Source organism: Candidatus Thiosymbion oneisti (assembly GCF_004359955.1).
Classification (GTDB): Bacteria; Pseudomonadota; Gammaproteobacteria; order Chromatiales; family Chromatiaceae; genus Thiosymbion; species Thiosymbion oneisti.
Window position 1 is genome coordinate 33475 of the sequence record NZ_SMSC01000014.1, and the last position, 22027, is coordinate 55501.

The 22027-nt window shown below is 49.9% G+C and carries 18 protein-coding genes and 1 pseudogene; all 19 read right to left on the reverse strand.

Annotated elements, in window-relative coordinates; translation table 11 throughout:
- Positions 1-127: 127 nt before the first annotated feature.
- The 19 genes and pseudogenes from E1958_RS09600 to E1958_RS09690 all read right to left on the reverse strand — a co-directional run bounded on the left by E1958_RS09600 (position 128) and on the right by E1958_RS09690 (position 22019).
- Positions 128-2296, reverse strand: coding sequence for a bi-domain-containing oxidoreductase (locus tag E1958_RS09600; protein WP_133511692.1), 2169 nt, complete (start codon positions 2294-2296; stop codon positions 128-130).
- A 414-nt stretch (positions 2297-2710) separates the two neighbouring features.
- Entirely contained in the window at positions 2711-3358 is a 648-nt protein-coding gene (locus E1958_RS09605; RefSeq protein ID WP_133511693.1) for a class I SAM-dependent methyltransferase, read from the reverse strand.
- An 83-nt stretch (positions 3359-3441) separates the two neighbouring features.
- Positions 3442-4605, reverse strand: coding sequence for an ATP-binding protein (locus tag E1958_RS09610; RefSeq protein ID WP_133511694.1), 1164 nt, complete (start codon positions 4603-4605; stop codon positions 3442-3444).
- 249 nt (positions 4606-4854) lie between these two features.
- The gene (locus E1958_RS20855) at positions 4855-5028 is read right to left on the reverse strand and encodes a hypothetical protein (protein ID WP_207787539.1); all 174 of its coding nucleotides are present in this window, start codon (positions 5026-5028) and stop codon (positions 4855-4857) included.
- A gap of 173 nt (positions 5029-5201) precedes the next feature.
- The gene (locus E1958_RS09620; RefSeq protein WP_133511695.1) at positions 5202-6332 is read right to left on the reverse strand and encodes a Gfo/Idh/MocA family protein; all 1131 of its coding nucleotides are present in this window, start codon (positions 6330-6332) and stop codon (positions 5202-5204) included.
- A gap of 20 nt (positions 6333-6352) precedes the next feature.
- Positions 6353-7531, reverse strand: coding sequence for a glycosyltransferase (locus E1958_RS09625; protein WP_133511696.1), 1179 nt, complete (start codon positions 7529-7531; stop codon positions 6353-6355).
- Between the two features lie 130 nt (positions 7532-7661).
- Positions 7662-8151, reverse strand: a pseudogene (locus tag E1958_RS09630) (IS1595 family transposase); the annotation flags it as partial.
- 204 nt (positions 8152-8355) lie between these two features.
- Positions 8356-9612 carry an O-antigen polymerase gene (locus E1958_RS09635; RefSeq protein WP_133511697.1) on the reverse strand — a complete coding sequence of 419 codons (1257 nt, stop codon included), beginning with the start codon at positions 9610-9612 and terminating at the stop codon, positions 8356-8358.
- Positions 9613-9619: 7 nt separating this feature from the next.
- The gene (locus E1958_RS09640) at positions 9620-11116 is read right to left on the reverse strand and encodes a lipopolysaccharide biosynthesis protein (RefSeq protein ID WP_133511698.1); all 1497 of its coding nucleotides are present in this window, start codon (positions 11114-11116) and stop codon (positions 9620-9622) included.
- Positions 11117-11123: 7 nt separating this feature from the next.
- On the reverse strand, positions 11124-12704 hold the full coding sequence (locus tag E1958_RS09645) for a hypothetical protein (protein WP_133511699.1): 1581 nt from the start codon (positions 12702-12704) through the stop codon (positions 11124-11126).
- A 465-nt stretch (positions 12705-13169) separates the two neighbouring features.
- Positions 13170-13928 carry an AglZ/HisF2 family acetamidino modification protein gene (locus tag E1958_RS09650; RefSeq protein WP_133511700.1) on the reverse strand — a complete coding sequence of 253 codons (759 nt, stop codon included), beginning with the start codon at positions 13926-13928 and terminating at the stop codon, positions 13170-13172.
- A gap of 2 nt (positions 13929-13930) precedes the next feature.
- Positions 13931-14548, reverse strand: a complete 618-nt coding sequence (hisH, locus tag E1958_RS09655) for an imidazole glycerol phosphate synthase subunit HisH (RefSeq protein WP_133511701.1) — start codon at positions 14546-14548, stop codon at positions 13931-13933.
- Positions 14545-15720: an N-acetyl sugar amidotransferase gene (locus tag E1958_RS09660; protein ID WP_133511702.1), complete on the reverse strand. Its 1176-nt coding sequence runs from the start codon at positions 15718-15720 to the stop codon at positions 14545-14547. Before E1958_RS09660 ends, hisH begins: the two co-directional genes overlap by 4 nt.
- An 8-nt stretch (positions 15721-15728) precedes the next feature.
- Positions 15729-16223 carry an acyltransferase gene (locus E1958_RS09665; RefSeq protein WP_207787538.1) on the reverse strand — a complete coding sequence of 165 codons (495 nt, stop codon included), beginning with the start codon at positions 16221-16223 and terminating at the stop codon, positions 15729-15731.
- 123 nt (positions 16224-16346) lie between these two features.
- Positions 16347-18233, reverse strand: a complete 1887-nt coding sequence (gene asnB / locus E1958_RS09670; protein WP_133511704.1) for an asparagine synthase (glutamine-hydrolyzing) — start codon at positions 18231-18233, stop codon at positions 16347-16349.
- Between the two features lie 6 nt (positions 18234-18239).
- A complete protein-coding gene (locus E1958_RS09675) occupies positions 18240-19196 on the reverse strand; it encodes a class I SAM-dependent methyltransferase (protein ID WP_165741498.1) in 957 nt (318 codons plus the stop codon).
- Between the two features lie 30 nt (positions 19197-19226).
- Positions 19227-20375 (reverse strand): DegT/DnrJ/EryC1/StrS family aminotransferase, encoded by a 1149-nt coding sequence (locus tag E1958_RS09680; protein ID WP_133511706.1) that lies wholly within the window; start codon positions 20373-20375, stop codon positions 19227-19229.
- Positions 20375-21373, reverse strand: coding sequence for an NAD-dependent epimerase/dehydratase family protein (locus E1958_RS09685; RefSeq protein WP_133511707.1), 999 nt, complete (start codon positions 21371-21373; stop codon positions 20375-20377). The genes E1958_RS09680 and E1958_RS09685 overlap by 1 nt, the downstream gene beginning before the upstream one ends.
- A gap of 43 nt (positions 21374-21416) precedes the next feature.
- Complete coding sequence (locus E1958_RS09690) at positions 21417-22019, reverse strand: acyltransferase (protein WP_133511708.1); 603 nt, start codon at positions 22017-22019, stop codon at positions 21417-21419.
- Positions 22020-22027 lie beyond the last annotated feature (8 nt).

Consider the following 22027-nt stretch of genomic DNA (forward strand, 5'->3'; position numbering starts at 1 on the left):
ATACGGAATTCAGCGTGAAATATGGTAGCTTCATCCCACCGCTTCCGGGAAAACCGAATACTTTCACAGTCTCAACGCGTGGGAACGAGAGAAATGGACGCAAATTCGGAATCGATTCCATTTGCGTTTATTTGCGTTCATTTGCGGATAAAACAGAAACACCAGCCAGCTCGATACTCACCCGGCTCACCTCCAGCAACTCCTCGACCGGAATCGGCGGGGGACCGCCTTCCCGCAGGGCAGTCACGAAGGCCGCGGCACAGGCCTGCTGGCCCTTGTCCTGCCGCCACAGGCGCTGGCGCCGGAAGGACGGCCAACCGAAGCCGGTAAGGGTTCGAAAATTGTCGAGCCGCAGCACCCGCCCGGCGGTGAAGACCTCCAGCCGCTCCTTGGGAAAGGTCTTCGGGCCGTTGGCGAAATAGTGGATGGTCCCGATGGAGCCGTCGTCGAAGCCGAGTTGCAGGGTGACGGTATCCCCGGTCGGGCCGGACATTACTGATCGAGAATGCTTGCCGATAGGCGCCGCGGCCAAGTAGCGCAGCAGATCGATGAAGTGACAGGCCTCGCCCAGGATGCGTCCGCCGCCGACCTCCGGGTCCTGGGTCCAATGGTCTGACGGGATTGCCCCGGCATTCACCGTCATCACCAGGGCCTTGGGCCCGACCGCGCCCCCGAGCAGCTTTTTCATCTTCTGCACTAATGGCGAAAAGCGCCGGTTAAAACCGACCATCAGGTGCAGCGCCTTCTTCCGGTCCAACGCTGCTTCATGGGCCTGTGCGATCCGTGCCAGGTCCTCCGGCGTAAGACACAGCGGTTTCTCCACGAACACATGCTTACCGGCCTCGAGCGCCCGGAGCACAAAACGGGCATGGCTGTCGTGGCGGGTGCTGATGACCACTGCGTCCAACTCTTTGTTCGAAAAGAGCCGATCGGTATCAGTGGTAGTCTCCGCAAAGCCGAACTTGCGCCCCGCATACATCCCGCTCACGCCGGTGCTCGATGCCACGGAGACCAGCTGCGCCCCCGCCGCTTTGAAGGCCGGGATCAGGATCGCCGTCGCATAGCCCCCGGAGCCCACGAAACCCACCGCCGGCCGCCGGGCCACGTCCGTTGTGACCGGGGTCGGACTCAGGCGCACCGTGGCCGCCTGTAAGGCCTGATCCGACTGTACCTCCGGGCCGGGGTACTCCAACAGGATGCCGAGCGAGGGTTCAATCCCCGCCACCACGGCATAGGCCCGCTCCGCCTCCTCCAAGGCAAAGCGGTGCGAGATCAGAGGCTTTACGTCCAGGGCGCCGCGGGCCATCATATCCAGGACCGCCTCCAGGTTACGCTGCTCGGTCCAGCGCACGAAGGCCAGCGGATAATCCTGACCCTTGTCCTCGTAATTCGGATCGTAGCGGCCCGGCCCGTAAGAGCAGGACACCTGAAAGGTCAGCTCCTTCTCGTAGAAATCCGCCCGCGACAGCTCCAGCCCCGTCACCCCCACCAGCACGATGCGCCCACGCTTGCGGCACATCAGCGCCGCCTGGTGCACCGGTTCGCTGCTGCGGGTGGAGGCAGTGATGATCACCGCATCCACCCCGCGTCCACGCGAAAAGGTCTCGGCGGCGGCCAGCGGGTCTTCGCCCGCCGCCGGATTCACCACCTCGGCCCCGAAGCGCCGGGCCAGGACCAGCTTTTCCGCATCCAGGTCGATGCCCAGCACCCGGCAGCCCTGGGCCCGCAACAGCTGCACCGTCACCAGACCGATCAGTCCCAGGCCGGTCACCACCACCGCCTCGCCCAGGGTCGGTGCCACCAGGCGGATGCCCTGCAACCCAATGGCGCCGAGCACGGTGAAGGCTGCCGCCTCGTCGGAGACCGCGTCCGGCACCTTGGCGCACAGGTTCACCGGCACGCTCACCACCTCGGCGTGCTTGCCGTTGGACACCACCCGATCGCCCACCGCGAATCCCGACAGGCCGGCGCCCACTTGGGCACCCACCTCCAACACCGTGCCCAGGTTGCAGTAGCCGAGCGGCAGCGGCTGGTCCAGCTTGTTGAACACCGCCTCCACCGTCGGCACCAGACCGTCGGTCTTGAGCTTGTCCAGCACCATCCGGACCTTCTCCGGCTGTTGGCGGGCCTTCTCGATCCAGCCGGCCTGGCCGAACTCCACCAGCATGCGTTCGGTTCCTGCAGAGACTAGCGTATGGGTCGAGCGGATCAGCAGTTGACCGCGCTTGACAGCGGGACAGGGGACATCGGCTACTTCCGCGGCACCGGTCCTTAGAGATTGAAGAATCTGTTTCAATATGGGTACAGCCTTTTCTTATGCTGCGCGGACTAATCGTTCAGACCCCACCTCGTCATTCCAGCAGGGATTACCGGAATCCAGGTGCCATGGATGGCAAAAACAGTAGTACCCCGTTTCACCAAAATTTTCTGGTAAAGCCAGTCTCTGTCATCTCGACCGCAGGGAGAGATCTTTGTCGAGAAGGCAACCACTCAAGTCACAAGATTTCTCGCTGCGCTCGAAATGACAACCAGCAAAATTAGATGAAATTTAATAGTAGGGATCTGAATGACTACTCCGCGCACCGGGCATCAAACACGGAACAAAATAGCAGAAATCGACGGTGTGAATTGCAAAACATCAACCGGTCTTTCGCATCTCGGCGATAATCAATATACGCAGGCCCTTTAGCCAAGACAGGCTATTGACGATTCATTCATAAAGCCATCCGAAAAGATACGTAAAGGCTGTGATCCACAGGTATTCCGGTCGGCCTTCAATAAATTCCATATGGGTAACCGTAAGTCCGGCGGAATCCGCGATGCGATGGATATCCCGGTTCGTGTTAGCCCGGTAAAGAGTCGGAAAGGTATCCTCTTCCGCCCGTCCGCGTTTGCGGTTGATCCACTGATGAAACCGATGCGGCATGAGGCGAGCAATAAGTGGCATATAATGATACCGATTTGGCGTCTTCACGAGAAACACCCCACCCGGACGCAGTACCCTCGCAACTTCCGCAAAGACCTTTTCCGGTTCCGCCAGATGCTCCAGCACATTGTCGGCAAACACCATGTCGAAGCGGGCGTCGGGATATGGCAAAGACTCACCGAATCCCACCTTCCCCTCATCGAGATAGGGATTGCTCTCGACGCGCGGATCCGGATCCACTCCGCAGATGTGCGCCGCAATCCCACGAAAATTTATCTGTGACACAATACCGGCGCCGGCGCCGAGATCCAGCACTTCCATTGACCTCTGACTAAGATGGTCCAGGATTCTATGCCGAAACAATTGGTCATCCCAGTTGCGCTCGAAACCCGGATAAAGTCTCTCATCGAGCCAGCGTACCAAACGATTCATGTGGTGTGCTCCCTATACATCAAAGTAGTACACGATTTATGAGAGCTATTTGCTTAACCAGGAAAAACTCTCCACCTTTGACACTATATGTCTGGTTTCGCGAGATCTCGCCAGGCCAGCACGGTGACGCCCTCCCGTTGATATCCCGTAGCGCCACCATAGACAAGCCAGGGCGGCAAGGCGGCATCCCTAGCAAAACCTGTCCATTTCCTCACCGCATCAAGCCAATCGGTGACAAAGGTTGCGCCGGACTTGATCTCAACACTCTGCAGTTGCTGCCCCACTTCGAACAACAGATCCACCTCATGGCCCACATTGTCGCGCCAGAAATAAAGATCGGCGGGCTGCGCTGCGTTGAAGCGCTGCTTGACGAACTCGGAAACGGCCAGTGTTTCAAATAGCGCCCCGCGCTGGGCATGGGTGTTGAGCGTTTCCGCATCGCGAATGCCCAGCAACCAGGCGGCAAGTCCAACATCCAGAAAGTAGAGTTTCGGCGTTTTCACCAGGCGTTTGCCGAAATTACGGAAATAGGGCGGCAACCTCATTGTCAGATAACTCACCTCCAGCACGCTTAACCACTCGCGTGCAGTGACATGCGAAATCCCGCAATCCATCGCCAGGGAGGAGAGATTGAGCAATTGCCCGGTTCGCGCCGCACACAGCTTCACGAAACGCTGAAAGAGATCCAGATCGCGTACGGCCAGCAATTGCCGGACATCCCGCTCCACATAGGTAGCCACGTAATTGGGAAACCACAGATCGGGCGTCAGATCACGATCATAGATGGGCGGATAGCCACCAAGCCATAACAACCTGTCCAGGTCATCGGACAGCAAGCCGGCGGCCGCCAACTCCGACATAGAAAATGGCAACAACTGTACCAGACCGACACGGCCCGCCAGCGATTGGCTGATCCCGGAACGCAGACCGAACTGTTGTGATCCGGTAAGGACAAACTCCCCCATGCGACGCCGCTCATCGACGATACCCTGCAGATAGGAAAACAGATCCGGGCAGTACTGCGCCTCGTCGATGATCGCGCCATCCCTGAATCGATCGAGAAATCCCCGTGGATCGCGTAAAGCGAACTCTCTCTGCTCAGGATTTTCCAGCGTTACATAGTCACGTTGAGGGAAGAGCACACGGGCAAGCGTCGTTTTCCCCGACTGACGCGGCCCGGTCAACGCCAGAATGGGAAAGCCCTTCGCCAACTTAAGGGCTGCTGCTTGCGCCTGCCTCGGAATCATGCGCCGATTTTACAATATGAAGGTTACAGATTCAATTTACAGAGTATCGAGCTGGGGCACGGCGGACCGCAATGGATGTCCTGCTAGGCAATGTCGGCTAGCACCGTAAAGGCCGCTTCGTCGGAAATGGCGGCGGGCACCTTGGCGCAGAGGTTGAAAGGCACACTTACAACCTCTGCATGATGCCCATTAGAGATGACCCGATTACCGACCTTGAAGTCCCGCTCTTGCCCCTTGAGCCTTGAACCTCTATACCCCGCCGACATTGCAGTAACCCAGAGGCAAAGGCTGATCCAGCTTGTTGAAGACCGCCTCAATAGTCGGCTGCAAGCCATCCGTCTTGATCTTATCCAGCACCATCCGGACCTTCTCCGGCTGTTGGCGGGCCTTCTCGATCCAGCCGGCTTGGCCGAACTCGACCACAGCATGCGCTCAGTACCAGCGGAAACCAGGGTGTGCGAGGTCTGGATCAGCAACTGACCGCGGCCCGTCTTGGGCACGGGGACATCGGCGACTTCTGTGACGCCGGTCTTAAGGGATTGGAGGATTTGTTTCACAGCTTTTTCCTTCTTTGAGACAATCGGCTATCTCGGTGCTTACAATGAAAGCTCAACGGCCCTACCCGTATCAATTGCGTCTTTTATCGCTAAGAAAAACAGTGCTGTTGCTCTGACATAGTGGATATTTTCTCCGGAAGAAGTTTTATCCTTAACACTTTGATAAGAATTCACAATATTGGCTTCGTGACCGTGATCGCGATAAAAAGATGAAAATCGGTATCGTTTCTGCACTACATCGATTGAGAGTCTATGAAAGTCAGACAGATTTGCCAGAATGTCCCCCTTATGCAGGTTGAGCACCTCGCGTACACCCTCGAAGGTATGCCCCTTGGCAGAAAACGTGATCGAGGCGCAGGAGCGGTCGGCGAACATCACCGAGACGACGAAGTCGGATTTGGCGTTCTCCGGCGTCGCCGGAACGATGGAGCACGGGAACGCGTTTTCCAATCCCACAAGATGCAGCATCAGGTCCGTCCAGTGGCAGAGATTGCCGAGCACGCGGCCGCCTTCGGCCTCGTCGAAATACCAGTGATCGTCGGGGATCTCGTGACCGGCAATGAACCAGTTAATCATCAGCGGACCAGACTGCCGCGCCAGGAAATCCTGCAGTTTTCGAAATAGCTTACTGCGCGGCCGGTTAAAGCCGAGATAGACTTTCGCCTCCGGGTGCGCCTGCATAGCGGTCATCAGGCGATCCAGTTGGTCGCGGTTCACGATATGCGGCTTTTCAATATGGACGTGTTTTCCTGCCTTGATGCAGTCGATGGCATATTCCGCATGCGAGGCATGATTTGACGCGATATAAACCAGTGCGATGTCAGGATCGGAGACGATCTTCGCGGCATCGTCCGTGTAGTATTGCAGACCGAACCTTTTATAAAGGGAGGCGGCTTTGGCGATATCCTTGTCCATGCAGGCGCGAATGGCGCCCTTGCTCTTCTTATCGAGATAGTAGGCGATGTTGCTGAATGCATGGTTGCCGCAACCGATGAGGCCGATCCGCCCCTTGTGGTCGCCAGCTGCCGACAGGTCGGGCAGGGTCTCGTAGGCCTTCTTCATGTGATACTGCCCTTTGACCTTCATCAAGGTGCGTTTGACGCCATACAGGCGGACATAGCGAAGGGTCTTCTTGATCTTGAAGCCGAGGGATTGTGTTGTGTAGTCCATTCAGGTTTCTATCTCTTCAGTTACGACCAGTCGGTGAGCGCGGCGTAGGTTTCGTCGGCGCATGTTGCCCAGGAAAAATGTTCGGCACGCTTCAGTGAACGCGCCCTCAGCGTCTCGCGAAGTTGCTCATCCCTTATCACCTGCGCCATCCCCTCGGCCAGATGCGATATGTCACGGGCCCGATAGGAGTGGGAGGCGGTATCGAACATTTCAGGAAGCGGCGGTTTGTCGTTGGCTATGATGGCGCAGCCGGCCGTCATGGCTTCTATGGCGATATTGGGACAGGCCTCGATCTCGGTGGCGATGACGCAGGCATCGCACTGCCGATAAAGCGCTTTCATCTTGTCCCAGGCAACATGGCTAGCGAGCAGAATCCGAGAACGTGCGGACGCCTTCGCGATGGTCTCGCGAACGAGCGCACCATAGCGCTGGTCGGTGCCGGAGCCCGCGATGACTAGTTGCATGCCATCCGGGAGCTTGCGTGCGATCGCGTCGAAAGCGCGGATGACATCTTCACAGCGCCGATAGGGGAGAAGCGATCCGCACGTGAGGACGAATCGCCCGTTGACGCCGAGGTCGGCAAGCAGCGAGCGGTCCCATTCCGCATCGCCTCGCTCAGCCAATGCTTCAGATCGACCATGATAGACGGAGCGGATGCGATCGGGCGTGATGTCCAGTTCGTCGACCAGATAGTCACGCGCAAAAGCCGACACCGCGATGATCCGGTCAGCGCAGCGCAGGGACTGGCGGGAGCTCCTGGCGAGCAGTCGGTTTCTGAGCGCAGTGTTCCAACTATAGCGATACCGCCCGAACAGAAAGGGTTCCATATTGCGCAGCATGAGCACCTGCTTCACACCACTGACGGAGGTAGCGATTTGATAGGGCGTGAACAGGACCTCGGCCCCCGTTTCGTTGACTATGCGATCGAGATTGCGGCACTCCCACACCACACGTCGCCATCCCGTTGGCCGCGTGCCGCCGATCCAGTGGCAATGCCCGTCCGGCACACCAGCGAACAGCTCCCATTGGGATTCATGCGCCAGAAAAATGAGCTTGTGTTCGCCCAGCGATGCCTTAAACCGGGCCAACAGCAGGGGCGAAAGGTTGCGCAGGTAGGACACCGCCCCGCCGCTAACGGAGGAGAGGCAGTTCATTAAAACAATCGTTGGCTCAGGTGAATTCTTTCTTTTTTTGAGCATTTCTCTTTTTCATGCTTTCTCCTCATTGATTCACTAGTGTCTTCTCGATATCTGAGAAAGACGTTCGTCGTGAATTCCGCGTATAGTGCAGAGCGCATCACAATGTGTATTCAATTGGGTCTAGATAGCTTTAGAGTGGATTTTCTCTCAGCAGAGTCAGTATTGTATCACAGAGGTTTTCTTCTCGGTGATTAAATCTGAACTCACATTCTTTGAGGTGCAGATGAAACGTATGTTTGGGAACACCATTGAATTTAGCAAGCCTTCGTTTGGCATATGACCAAAATGATTCAATGCCATTGATATGGCAATTACCGCGGGCAAATTCATTCTCTGCCATGACGTACCCGGAGGTGTTTCTCGTAGCCCACATCCACCAGCCCATGGTAGCCCCTTCAGCCGTCCGAGTGGATGATGCTATCGAGGGCTACCTTGCCCTGGAGCACAGCCTGTAGCTGCTTTTTGGAGGCATCCGGGACGATCTCCGTGTAGACTTTCCCCTGGCGTTCCAGGATCCCGAAGACGATCGTTTTACCGCCTGCTCCGCGGCCTTTCTTCCCGCGAACACGCCGGGCACCAAAATAAGACTCATCGACCTCAATCTCGCCCGAGATGGGCGATCATTTATCATGTTTAGCGCCGTTCGACTCCCCCAAACTACAACTCTTGAAAAACCATGTATAGTAGGATTCGCGGCATGAACTAATTCAATCAGACGTGTTCGTCCTCCGCCGTGCCGGAGATTTGTAGCATCGACCCCAACCACATAAGAGTTTTCTTTATGTATGGGGAATTTTGCGGTTTTATACTACATATAAAATCCTTTAATATTTGAATTTCGATAAAAAAAATACACGCATCGCGGCTAGTGGAATAATTTTTTCAACAAACATTCTCACAATGACGTTAGTAGACTCACCCACCATTAACGCGACCATCGACCACAATAAAACGATATACATCGTAGCATCAAAAGCAGATTTTCTATTTATATTTTCCGTCCATTTGTAAAGATTCCTTTTATATTGTTTTATCATCATCAACATAATCCATGAGTAACTAACCACAAAAAAAACGACACCAAACCCCCACCCAAAGTTAATCACCCATTCTCCAAGAAAAGTGGGCGTCAAATTCGATGCCCCTAACCACGCATCCCCCGTATATAGTTTTGTAAAAACAACACCTCCAGTATCTGGCTTTTCCGGATATATATATCTTGGTATTGCATTTGTAAAAATTGTCGCAAATGTTGTACCAAGCTGCAGTTCCTTTAGACCCTCGGACAATAATATCTTTAAAGGCAATATTCCATACCTAAAACCCTCTGCATCAAAAAATGAAATTACCTTATCCTCCAGCCCAAGATTAAGCTGCCCATCATGGTAAGAGTAAGTTTTCCTTACCACGCCCATTATTATGGCTGAAACAATGCTCAGTAATGCAACAACTACAAAAAACGTAATTGACACTCTTCTTTTAAGATAATGTACTAGATACATTAACAATGGCAATATAATTAATACTCCTGTGCGTGATCCAGAAAGTAATCCAAATATTACAAATAAAAAAAAGTGTATCGCATATCCAGTCCACCATTTTTTATTTCTTGACCCTGTAACGCCAACCGCAAAATAAACCAAATTAACAACAAGGTGCGTATTTGCAACACTTGTCAGCCAACCCAGCCCACGGAATTCTATTACTCTAAAAGGCAACACATCAGCATATCCCTCAATCCCCCCAAATAAATAAACTAGATAAAGCCTTGCAGCCAGTGCGGGTAATGTAAACAGCCATATCCAAAAAGTAAACTTATCTTTTTCTAATGCCTTTTTAGCATTGTTTGGCATTAATTTCTTTGTGTGTTTATGACCCTCAATTATCGCACTAAATAATCCCACCATCAAAGTGATATTCATTAACAGCCATATTTCTATACCTTGGGGCGAGGTCCATGCACCCAAATAGAATACCAAGAAATGCACTAAATAGAGTTTTGTTGGCGAACACAGATCTGAGTTTGTTGTTAGCGCATATACGCAAATTGATATAAACATAATTGCCGTTAACATATCCATTGTAATTTCACCATCTATTATTAACAGCGATCAGTCTTAAATAACTGCCCACAATAGAAACCATTTCTTTACTCCGACACCACCCTAAACCTATCGACAATACCAACAAGCCAATGGCTAAAATCACTCCATTCACTCCAACCCAATATAAAACCCCAGAATTTATTAACGAAGGATTACCGTACACATCCATTACATACCATAGAGAAGTGGGTGTTATTATAGATATCGAAAACATTGACAACAGCAACTTACTTCTGAATTCTGTTCCGTAAACTTTATTGCTTATAATTGCTGCAAACATTGAAGTGGATATTGAACCAATCAACAACCCTAACCCCGCCGAAACTGCGCCTAGCATTAATACAGTGGAAAACAATACAACAATATTTATACCCGCTCCTCCTCCAAATACAGGTAGGAGATAATAGGTTTTTCGTGATCCTTGTACACCAATAATTGTAATATGAGTTACTCCAACCCAGTAATGTGCAACCAAAGCAAAAACGACTATACTCGCGGCCTCTGAGTATTTAGTAGGTGCAAAAAATGCGACGACCCATGGAGCTATTGCGCATAAAATTACTGCCAACATGAACATCACCACAGAATACCATTCTAAAATTCGACGATAAAATCCAGAATCACTTTTAAACTTTTCCAACATTGATATAGAATATGGCTCCCATGCAAGTCTAAAGCTATAGACGATAAAACCAAAAATAGCAGCGACCTTTATAGCCACACCAGTTATTGCAACATCCTGTATAGTTAGAATACCGGCCAAAATAAGCCTATTCCCGGAGTTATGCACCCATGATACTAAGACAGACGGCAATGAAGGTATCCCATAAGCTAGCAAACGAAAAGACCAGTACTTATCTATTCCCATTAACGCATTTATCGGATTGCCTATACCCCTAAAAGTGCTTGGATAAGCGATTAGAACACAAATAACCTTAGATACTAATATACCAACAAACGCTCCAAAAACCCCAGCATTAAAAAAGAGGATCAATAGGAGACTTAATACTGCCGTCAATACAACATCAATTAACGAAAGTAACGCATAGAATGTTGCTCTACCATCAAAGCGTAACATCACAAATTGTACGCCTAATAACTGCGATGGCAGTGTCAAAAATCCAATTAGCAATAATACACTTGCATCTATCCAGTTATTAGCTATACCAGTGGCCACAACAATAGAAACAAAAGACATTGAAAAAAACGCCCCAACAAAAGTGAGAGCGAATGAAGATGCAACCATTGGAGCACGAATACCTTTTTTTTTGGCTTCAATGTATTCCCTCGCAACAGCTGATTCTATTTGCATTCCTGCAAATATTATTAAAATTCCATTAATTGCCAGAGACAACTCCAACTTACCATACTCTTGAGGGCTGAGAGAGTGTGTGTACAATGGCACCAAGAACACAGAAGCCATGCGACTCGCTGCACCTCCCATTCCATAGATTATAAACTGGCGAAATATTGATGACATCTAACTTCTAATAGCTTTTTATCCATCTCAGAGAAATCAATAAGAATCTATCTGATTTGTAAATGACCTCCATTTGCGAAATATTTTTGTTTTGGTCAACAAAAACACCTTCAAAAACATTTCTATCAAGTAAGAGACAATTTACACGATATTTTTCAACAACACGTTCGCAAGATGATTGACTCAAATTAGGGAATTGTGAATATATTTCATTGACAGTCAAGCCCCCATATTCCTGACCAGTTGCTATATAGTAAGCGAATTTCCATTTGTTTTTTAAAAAAAACTTCGTTATTTGCTCATTATTACAGCAAAATCTCACATTTTCTCCAAAATACGCCTCAATGGCCTCTTCCACATCTAGTAATTCATCATTGGCAAGTGTTACGTGACGCATCAATTTCCAGCTAATAATAATCTGAAAAATATTTAACATTATAAATAAGATCATAATTATAATTAGAATATCGTCGTTTTCTACAAGCATATGCACAGACGAGATAGTTACCCATGGTGTCACAACTTCTATATAGCGTTCTGGCTCTCCAAGAAAACGAGTGCTACGTAAGGAAGTAACAATTGCAGAACCAACCCCAGCAAAAGTAATCGAAATGACATATGAATACCATCCTTCCCATTCCCATGCGTATGAGTAGTGGAACACGGAATAGACCGCCAATGGATTCAGGAAAAACACAATAAAAACAGAATTCCCGTACGAATACAATAGGAATTTGCGCCATCCATACTCTGATTTCTTTTTCCAAATATCATAGACAAGATCTCTCCATATACTGGGTCTATATTTTAAAATGTAAACAGGAGCTAACTCTGCAGCATAACTTCGAAGAAATAAAAAAGTGTTCCATAAATAATACACTGCGTACTTTGGGTGAAGCACAATAAATAACCCGACACCAAGTAGCATGCCCGCAAATGGACGCCATTGGCCCACAAATAACAACAAAACACTTATGAACAACAATGCTTGTTGAGCGAATGTGCTAACCCCCCACACCAACCAGGAAAATAAAGCTGTTGCTACCCACCAAGGTATTGTAGAAGGGATAAACTTCATGTGGTACGCACAAGCAAAAAAAGCTGTCAATAATACCAATCCCGTGCCTCGTGCACTGAGGCCAAAATTTCTTGCACTCAATGCATGATAAAATTGCGGAGTCAACGCAAATAACAAAGCAGACCACGTAACTTCTTCAATACTGATTTCAGAAAAAAAGGTCGCTGTTCCGGCAATACAAAATATGAGAAGTGTATGAATGGAATTCACAATAGGATTTAACATTCGTTCTGACCACTTAATTGCACCGACTGAAAAACGCGCTATGATCCAGTGAAGATATAGTGGTAACGCCGCACAGTGAGAAACATTCAACAGATTAGGTATAGTAGTGAATAAACGACCTCTATTTTCAATGATTCTGTTCCTTAAAAACTGGTGTACAGGATGATCCGATCCGGATTTTTCGGATATTATCGATTGTACAATTGAAAACCCAAAAGTTAACAATATTGCAATCAGTAACAAAGTGATTATCTGATAAATATCATAATTAAATTCTGCAAACATTTTTTCACCGTAAGACTTTAGCCTTCTGAAAAATCGCTGGTGTCAGACAAGACAAGCCGTAATATTTCCTTCTCCATGGGGGAAACAACTGCTTCCAAAAAAAGGCTGTCGCGCCTGCTGAAAGACGCCTTGCGCCTCAATGTTCAGCGTTCAGAGATGGATACCGCGGCCTTCAAACAACGAAAACGTCGATGCCCGGCGTCTGTCTAGCCAAACATTTGGACAACTAGTGGTGCGTAAGACCTGTCAGCAAAACCGTTCGGAGCATGGAGCAATAACCCATGCTATCATGCTGACGCTATTCTGGACAGGAATTACAGGGGCGTCAGCCTGACGAGTTAGTTGTTTCTTTGACCAAAGCAGCCATTGATGGGAGAGCTATCCAACTGCATAATTGGAATGTATAGAAGTAGGCGGCTTGATGTGGCGGCCAGATTGCCTATGATTTTTCAAAAGGCTAAAGTCTTACAAAATTTCTTGCAATTTCCTTTGATCCGGAAAATTCACCAACACACCCATTCCCTTTTTTTGAAAGACCACCATACTGCCCAATGCGACAGCAGAGGCATTGGCTTCCTTCACGACGCGGCCGATATGCTCGACTGTGCCAGCACCGCCATGTGCGATTACGGGGATAAAGACGGCATCAGTAACACGCCTTACCATTTCCAAATCGAAGCCTTCCCAGGTACCTTCTCGATCGATGGAAGTCAGCAGGATTTCCCCCGCCCCAAGGCGCTCTACTTCCTGCGCCCACTCAACCGGATCACGGTGAGTGTTGTGTTTGCCCCCCTTGGTGCGCACCGACCAGTCACCAAACAGTCCTGCTTTCACGTCTATGGATGCAATAACGGCCTGACTACCGTAGTGGCTGGCGATCTCGGTGATGAGCGAGGGATTATCCACCGCATAAGAATTGACCGCTACCTTTTCAAATCCGATATCAAACACCGCCTTTGCATGATCGAGTGAACGGATGCCACCGCCGTAACCCAGTGGCATGAAACACTCATTTGCGATGTCGCCCAGCACCTTCAGGTTGGGTGCTCGTCCCTCCCTTGATGCGGTGATATCCAGAAAGAGCAGTTCATCAACTTCAAGTTCGTTGAAGATTCTTACCGTATTGCAGGGATCGCCTACATAGGTAAATCTACCGAAGCGCACGGTCTTGACCAGGCTTTCGTCGCGCAGCAGGAGGGCGGGAATTACTCGGGTACGGAGCATGGTTACAACTCCGCGAAGTTCTTGAGGAGCTGCACACCGAACCGATGGCTCTTCTCGGGGTGGAATTGGACACCAAAGATATTGTCGCGCCCGATGGCGGAATCGAAGTCGATGCCGTAATAGGTACGCATGAGAGAATGCGCCGGATCGTCCACCTTTACAAAATAGGAATGCACGAAGTAGTAGCGTGGTTCAGGCCCCGCATTTACGGTAAGAGAATTGGAGGCTTTGGAGGCTGTGGGCAGGGCAATGTTCCAGCCCATGTGGGGCACTTTGAGACTTTCCTGCTTAGGAAAGCGGTGGGTGGCGCCAGGTATCCAACCCAGGCCAGGCAGTTCGCCTTCCTCACTGGAACGAGTTAGTAGTTGCATGCCCAGACATACGCCCAGTACAGGTGCCTTCTCAACGAGGGCCTTGTGTTCCAGGACATCTCGTAATCCGGGAATACCATCGATGCGCTGCATTGCGGTATCAAAAGCGCCAACGCCAGGCAGGACGAACCTTTCCGCATCTTGCAAAACAACTGGATCGGATTCAATGCATGCCTGCACCCCGACACGCTTGAACATATTGAGCATGGAACCTAGATTTCCCATGCCGTAATTGACGATGGTGATCATGATGGGACTTTGGCGGGAAAACAATATTTTAGATAAAAGCTCATTGGTACCAGGTTAGCCTTGGCAAGCATGAAAAAGAGCGGGCGCAAACGCTCGAAACGTTTTTTATAGGTGGGATATTCAGTCCAGTTTTTTGGGGGAGCCTGCATTACCCGCTCATACCGCTCATCACTTAGATCGAGTCGTTTTTTGAAATAGCTTACTAATTCGTCTTCGATCAGTGGCGGTGTGTTGTACTCGGCCCAGGCTTCGGAACGGGACAAAGTTCCATTACGCACCCGAGCTGCCAAGGTGTTGTTGCGCATATCACTGCCAAACTTCTGTGGCAGATAAACACTGTGACAGAAAGCAGTCATGCGATTTTCGAGATGATGCCCACCGTAATAACGCCAGCTATATTTTTCGGTAAGGAATGTCTTAGCATCTTCTTTCGTATATTTGAGATACCACAACGGCCGTATAAATTTAACCCGATGGAAAAGGGCGGATCTTAAAAACCGTGAAAACGTCATCAACGGGTATGTTTCAATCCTCATCTGGCCGAATTGCTGATGTACTGCCTGGATGTAACGGCCATCAAAATAATTACGTCCCAGGGGCGTAATTCCCTCCTCGACAAAAGAGTGGCCTTCCAGAATATATTTGATGGAATACTTGGCTGCCACCTTGCGCAAAAGGTAGGCATAACCCAAATCAGTCGCCGCCTCGATCTCTGCTACCCCCGAGAGAAAAAAAGCGCGAAAGATATCGTCTGCCTCCTTGTTCGCCACAACATGGGTATAAAGGTCTACGCCCAATCCACTTAAAACCTTGTGGATGTTCATTGTGGCTATGGCGGAGTTCCATGTGTTGTCATAATGCACCGCGAGTGGTCGCAAGCCCCATTCCTTGGCGAGATAAGTCAAGTAGGAAGAATCCGTACCACCGCTCACACCAACGATACAGTCGTATGGTTTCCCCTTACCCGTACGCTTGATGTCTTCAAGTGTGGAAACAAAGAGCGCCTCGCCTTTGGGCTGACCGGTACCGTATTGCTCAATGAGATTTTCCACCTGCCGGCAATAGTTGCATACACCTTCAGCATCAAAGTGGATAGATGGTACGCGCTCATCATAGATGCAGCGTTTACAGATCCGAAGGTCGACCTGATTGATATCGGGATTTTGTAACACGTTCTCCCTCAGTCCTTACCATTTGGGGGCACTTCGCCCTGAAGCCGTGCGGGAGAACCCCAAGCCTTCATGCCGTCAGGGATGTCTTTGTTCACGAGGCTGTTCGCTCCGATCACACAACCATCACCAATGGTGATGCCTTTACTGATGATAACGTTTGGACCGATATAGCAACGGTTACCAATGGAGACAGAAGCACGCTCCGGCTGTTTTTCACCACCGCTGGTTGCCCAATTCACCGTATCGTGGGTGTAAATCTGCACGCCTGCACTGATAGAGCAGTTCTCACCGATCTCCAATCCTCCAGAGCCGTCCAATACGGTAAAGGGTCCAATCCACGTATTCTTGCCCACCAATACATCACCCAACACCAGGGAGCTATCGTAGATGCTGCACCCATCATCGAAACCTAGTTCACGCGCCTTGTCCCAACGGTCGACAATATAGTCGGCAAAAGGCAAGCTCCGGTTCCAACGCTGCTGCACTAGGGTCTGTTGCTGCATTCGTAAGGTCCGGAGCTCCTCAAGCAACTCGGCGATACGCCTAGCCGCTGTCCCCCCCCCCGAAGAATTCGGAGAGTTGGGTGTGACTATAGTCTCGTTGTTCATAGGTTACTTCCTTCAGATTCATAGACAATCCTTCATCCACGCTTCCACATTGAGCAGTGACCAGATCAACAGTCGCCGGTTTTGTTTCCCACCGAGGTGCTGCTCAATCAAGGATCTTACCACCTTGCGATCCATCACATCGTATATTTGCGCATGGCTGTCCAACAGCGTGCGCCGCACAAACTCGATACTCTCCCCCTTGAACCAACTGGCATCCGGTGATGAAAAACCCTGTTTTTCCGCTTTAGTGATATCTTCCGGAATATAGCGAGTCATCATATCGCGCAATATTTGTTTGCCGTCATTGGTCTTCTGGAAGAACTGGCTTTGTTTGTCGCCTGGCTCGTTTTCGTTAATACGGACTAGGTTATTAAGTGTTAGGTTGTTAAGTTTTAGGTTTATCGGACAAGACATTGCAAAGTCTACGAGGTCATTGTCCATAAAGGGCACCCGAGTTTCCAGGCTATGCGCCATGCTGAGTTTGTCTTCCACCACAAACAACCCGTGCAGGAAGGTTTTTGCCTCGAAATAGAGTGAATGATTGATGTAGTCCTCGGGGCACTCCAGGGCGTTGTCATGTGTTGCAAACACATCCCGAAAAATATCTCTTGTCCATACATGTTGAACCTCCGACCAGACCGGAGCAAATATTTGTTTCAAATAACGATTGTCTACCAGGCGTTGCCAATAGAGGTAGTACTGATCGATGTAGTGTTCGAAATCCTGGTTAATGACCGCACGGTAATATCGCCAAGGATAGCCACCAAAAAGTTCATCGCCACCGCTACCGGAGAGAACCACCTTGACGAATTTACTGGCCAGTTGAGCCACGTAGTAATTGGGGTAACTCTGACCAACGCGAGGCTCTTCCAGATGCCATGCCAGTTTCGGCAGGCAGCGCTCCATGTCTCCGGCCTTTAGCACCATTTCGTAGTGCTCGGTCTTGAATCTGGCCGACATGGCTTCGGCCTTGGTCCGTTCATCGAAGGATAGTTCGATCCCCGAGGCGGAGCTCAGATCAAAACCACAGGTAAAGGTTTTCAGGTTTGGAAACGACTGTGCAGCAATGGCGGTGATGGAGCCACTGTCCATACCTCCGCTGAGATAGGCGCCTACTTCCACATCGCTCACCAGTTGGCGATTTACGGCTTGACGGAAGAGGCAGTCGAGTTCTTCCAGGTATTCGCGCTTGTCGACGGGGTGGTCGAGTTCGCGGAAGCGGTAGTCGTAGTAGGTTTTAAGTTTTAAGTTGTTAGGTTTTAGGTTGTTGAGATTCAGGGTGGCGTGGTGGCCGGCAGGCAACAGGTGGATGTCTTCCAGCAGGGTTTGGTCGGTGAAGATATTTTGGAAGGTGAAGTATTCCAGCAGGGCCGGTTTGTTTAGCTTTCGTTTGAATTCGGGTCGGGCAAGGATCGCCTTTTGTTCGGAGCCGAAGGCGAAGGTGTTGCCTTGTTGGCTGTAGTAAAGCGGTTTTATGCCGTAGCGGTCTCTGGCCAGGAACAGTGTCTTTTCCTTTCGGTCCCAGAAGGCCAGGGCGAACATGCCATTGAATTTGAGCAGGGCGTCGGCGCCCCATTGGGCCAGGGCATAGAGCACGACTTCACTGTCGGTTTTTGAACGAAACCAGTAGCCCTTTGCCTCCAATTCTGATCTCAATTCACGAAAATTGTAGATTTCACCGTTATAACTAAGAACATAGCGATGATCAGCACTAATCATGGGCTGATGACCTGCTGGAGATAGATCAATTATTGACAGACGACGATGACCCAACCCCACATTACATTCAATCCAGTGACCTTCACAATCTGGCCCTCGGTGTGCAATAGCGTCAGTCATTTTTTTCAGAACTACTGGGGAAACGGGAGACCCATCTAATTCAATAATTCCTGTTATGCCGCACACAACAATTCAATCCTTCACAAATCTACCACTATGACAAGCTTCCTCGGTATGGATAAACTCTTGTCGTAATCCAACATTTGACAACATCATCAGAAACTCTTCTTGGCTATATCGTTCAGCATTTGAAGGTGCATACCAATCATAATTTGTTGACACAGATGTTTCCCAACCCAAATTGGCATTCCAAAAACACTTAATAAAATTCCAATAAAGAAATCTCTGAACACTCATCCTCCCACCTTTTATTCCCAGAAGAGGTATATCCGGTACGTCAAAATCCTTCCTCATCTCAGACAGTCTTTTTCCTAGTTCAGTGAGTTGTTCACTGAGCTTCCACATCTCATTACTTGATATATTTTTCGTTCGTTTTCTAAAATAGCTGTCTAGCAATTCTCTTGGCAGAGCCTTCTTTGCATATACATATACAGCCAGCTCTCCTCCCTCGCATAGGATTCGATATAGCTCATATATCGTTTCTTGTGGGTCTTCAGTGTGATGAAGCACCTGATCACAACTCACATATGAAACTACTCCATCAATTATTTTCGTATCTGCGATATCCCCTTTAACGAACACAAGATTTTCGGTATTTGTATATTTCTGCTTTGCAGCAAACACTGCATCAGAATAGTCCATGCCAATAATTAATGTTCCAGGACTTAGATCAGCAAACCATTTTGCCTTATATCCAAGACCACAGCCAGCATCTAACACTACAGACTGTTTTTCCAAATACTGCTTCAATTCCTCTTCTGATTGGAAACCATATAATTTAAGATACCAGTTACGCTGAAACTCAAACAACCGCTCCTGTTTTTCATTTTCTTCATTATTGTATTTTAACCATTTTTCGCTAAACGCTTCATTCGTCTGAATTTGATTTTCATGTTCACTAATATCAGAGGCAATGAACACGCCATCAACCATTGGGTGTTCCTGAGAAAAAATTTCGGAAAGGTTCATATTATTCATCACCACGCCATGGCTTATCAATCATAGATCCAGCCCATTTATACATTGAGCTATATATTCATAATCTTCCATCGATATCCGGTTATGTAATGGGATTGCCATGGTGTTATTGCAACAGTCTCTAGCAACTGGAAAATTATAATCCTGTATACCAAATCTCTCTTTGTACATATTCAACATATGAACTGCATGAGTACCAGGACGGGTTGAAATACCTTTCTCCTGCAAGACTTCCATTATGTCATTTCTCGGCATGGGCGCCTTTTCGGGATCGACGTAGGTGACGAATGATTGCCAGCCATGGCGGCCTTTCTCCGGCTCTTGGGGCAGATGTAGCCATTCAATATCCGCCAACTGCTCCCGATACCATTGAGCCCATTTGGCTCGTTCGTCGATGAAGGCGTCGAGTTTGGAAAGCTGGACGATTCCCACGGCTCCCTGCAGATCGGTCATACGGTAATTGAAGCCCAGTAGATTGAAATCCGGAAGGATATAGGGCTTGGGACCATGGTGGCGTTGCTCTTCCGAGATGGTCGCACCGTGATTGCGCATCTGATTCATGCGCTCGGCCAATTCATCATCATTGGTCGTTACCATGCCACCCTCACCCGTAGTTACGGATTTGCGTGGATGGAATGAAAATGAAGCCGCGTCACCCAGCGTACCGGCCCACCGGCCTTTGTAATTGGCGCCGGCGGCACAGGCTGCATCTTCGATGATCTTGACCCGCACGGGTATCACTTCTCTGATGGCATCGATGTCGGCACACAGACCAAACAGGTGAACCGGGATAATGGCCTTGGTTTTGTCCGTTACCTTTGCTGCGACCTGTGCCGGGTCCATGTTATAGGTGTCACGCCGAACATCGACAAATACCGGCGTGGCGCCGCAATAGAGTATGACATTGGCTGTCGCGATCCAGGTAAAAGCGGGAACGATCACCTCGTCTCCAGGGCCAACACCCATTGCAGCAAGGGTCAGATGCAGTCCCGTGGTACAGGATGTGACGGCCAAGGCGTGCTTGGCATCGTGCCGTCGGGCAAATTTCTTCTCAAATTCGCTCACCTTGGGGCCTTGGGTCAACCAACCGGACATAATTGGCCCTTTAACCGCCTGCCACTCCTCCTCACCCGTGACTGGTAGAGCAATCTGAATGGTGCGTTTTTCCATCAGGCCAGACCCACTTCGCGACGGCGACGTTCAACCTCCGCAATGTGACTGGCTCGCCACTCGATAAGACGCTTGAGTCCTTCACGTAAATCGATGGTTGCGGTAAAATCGATCTCTTCACCAGCCTTTTTGGGGTCGCCAATGCGGTTCTTGACCAGTGTTGCCTGGCTGCGCGGTGCGTAGTTGATGGGTTTATCACAACCGGTCAGCTCCAGCAGCGTCACGGCCAGCTCTTTGAGAGATGTCCTGACACCGGTTCCCACATTATAATTTTGATCGGTCGCATCCGCTTTCATGGCACAGACATTGGCCAAGCCGCAATCCTCTACCGCAACGAAGTCAAATGCCTCGGAACCATCGCCCATAATGGTGGGACTCTCTCCCCTGTCGATGGCATCCAGCATCTTCATGATGACGGCAATATAGGCGCCATGATAATCCTGGCGTGGGCCGTAGACATTCATGTAGCGCAATCCGACATAATCCAGCCCGTAGCGGTGGTGGAATGCGCGCAACATGGCCTCACCGGCAATCTTGGTGGCGCCATAGAAATTCTTGTTGTTGAAGGGGTGCTCCTCGTCCATGGGCTCTCGTATCGCGTCGCCGTATACGGATGCAGAGGATGAAGAGACAAGCCGCTTCACACCCTTGGCAACGCAGGCCTCCATGACGTTGAAGGTACCGCGCACGTTGACATCAAAGGCGCTGCGGGGATAGTCGTGACACTGGAGCAACCAGAGGGCGGCAAAGTGAAAGACGCCATCGGCCCCCTCAAACGCAGACTGCAAGATATCGGTCTGCATGATGTCACCACCGATATCGTAGATCCTCACACGAGGATCCTTGAGTGCATCATGTAGGTTTTCTACGCTACCACGCACGAAGTTATCGTAAATAAGTATCTCTTTGACATCCTCTTTAATGAGGTGATCAACCGTATGTGAACCAATAAGCCCAGCACCACCAACGAGTACGAGCTTTTTACCTGTGAGATCCATATGTCACGCCCCCTGCTTTGCTTTAAAACCTAAAACTTAAAACCTAAAACCCTTCTTCCATGCGACTCTCTTTTTTTGTGAGCTGGCCCTGCTCAAGCCGGTATTGGCTTCCCGTGTGTGGGCATATGTATGCACCCTCGCCTTCGAGTGGCAGGTCGATCTGTTCTCCGTATTCGCTCATCCAGCCGATTTGCTTGGCGGGCACACCAACCATGAGGGCAAATGGTTTGACGTCTTTATTCACCACGGCACCTGCTCCTATGAAGGCATATTCACCGATGGTAATACCACACACAATGGTGCAATTCGCACCTAGGGTAGCACCTTTTTTCACCAGGGTATCTTGGTATTCACTCTTCCTTTCGATCAGTGAACGTGGGTTATAGACGTTGGTGAACACCATGCTGGGGGCACAGAAGACACCCTCTTCAAGCGTTACGTTATCGTAAACCGAGACGTTGTTTTGAATCTTGCTCTGATCGCCGATGACAACCTTGTTGCCGACAAAGACGTTCTGGCCGAGGGACACGCCTTTGCCGATCTTGGCGCCACCACAGATGTGGACCCACTGCCAAATACGGGAGCCTTCTCCGATTTGAGCGCCTTCGTCCACGATGGCTGTTTGATGAATAAATACCTTGTTCATACTATTTC

Excerpts from the sequence above, each read along its gene's own strand:
- E1958_RS09650 (WP_133511700.1), bottom strand. The coding sequence starts at position 13,928 with ATGCTCCGTACCCGAGTAATTCCCGCCCTCCTGCTGCGCGACGAAAGC.
- E1958_RS09605 (WP_133511693.1), bottom strand. The coding sequence starts at position 3,358 with ATGAATCGTTTGGTACGCTGGCTCGATGAGAGACTTTATCCGGGTTTC.
- E1958_RS09610 (WP_133511694.1), bottom strand. The coding sequence starts at position 4,605 with ATGATTCCGAGGCAGGCGCAAGCAGCAGCCCTTAAGTTGGCGAAGGGC.
- E1958_RS09690 (WP_133511708.1), bottom strand. The coding sequence starts at position 22,019 with ATGAACAAGGTATTTATTCATCAAACAGCCATCGTGGACGAAGGCGCT.
- E1958_RS09675 (WP_165741498.1), bottom strand. The coding sequence starts at position 19,196 with ATGAACCTTTCCGAAATTTTTTCTCAGGAACACCCAATGGTTGATGGC.
- E1958_RS09625 (WP_133511696.1), bottom strand. The coding sequence starts at position 7,531 with ATGCTCAAAAAAAGAAAGAATTCACCTGAGCCAACGATTGTTTTAATG.
- E1958_RS09680 (WP_133511706.1), bottom strand. The coding sequence starts at position 20,375 with ATGGAAAAACGCACCATTCAGATTGCTCTACCAGTCACGGGTGAGGAG.
- hisH (WP_133511701.1), bottom strand. The coding sequence starts at position 14,548 with ATGATCACCATCGTCAATTACGGCATGGGAAATCTAGGTTCCATGCTC.
- E1958_RS09645 (WP_133511699.1), bottom strand. The coding sequence starts at position 12,704 with ATGTTTGCAGAATTTAATTATGATATTTATCAGATAATCACTTTGTTA.
- E1958_RS09620 (WP_133511695.1), bottom strand. The coding sequence starts at position 6,332 with ATGGACTACACAACACAATCCCTCGGCTTCAAGATCAAGAAGACCCTT.
- E1958_RS09665 (WP_207787538.1), bottom strand. The coding sequence starts at position 16,223 with ATGCAGCAACAGACCCTAGTGCAGCAGCGTTGGAACCGGAGCTTGCCT.
- E1958_RS09685 (WP_133511707.1), bottom strand. The coding sequence starts at position 21,373 with ATGGATCTCACAGGTAAAAAGCTCGTACTCGTTGGTGGTGCTGGGCTT.
- E1958_RS09640 (WP_133511698.1), bottom strand. The coding sequence starts at position 11,116 with ATGTCATCAATATTTCGCCAGTTTATAATCTATGGAATGGGAGGTGCA.
- E1958_RS09635 (WP_133511697.1), bottom strand. The coding sequence starts at position 9,612 with ATGGATATGTTAACGGCAATTATGTTTATATCAATTTGCGTATATGCG.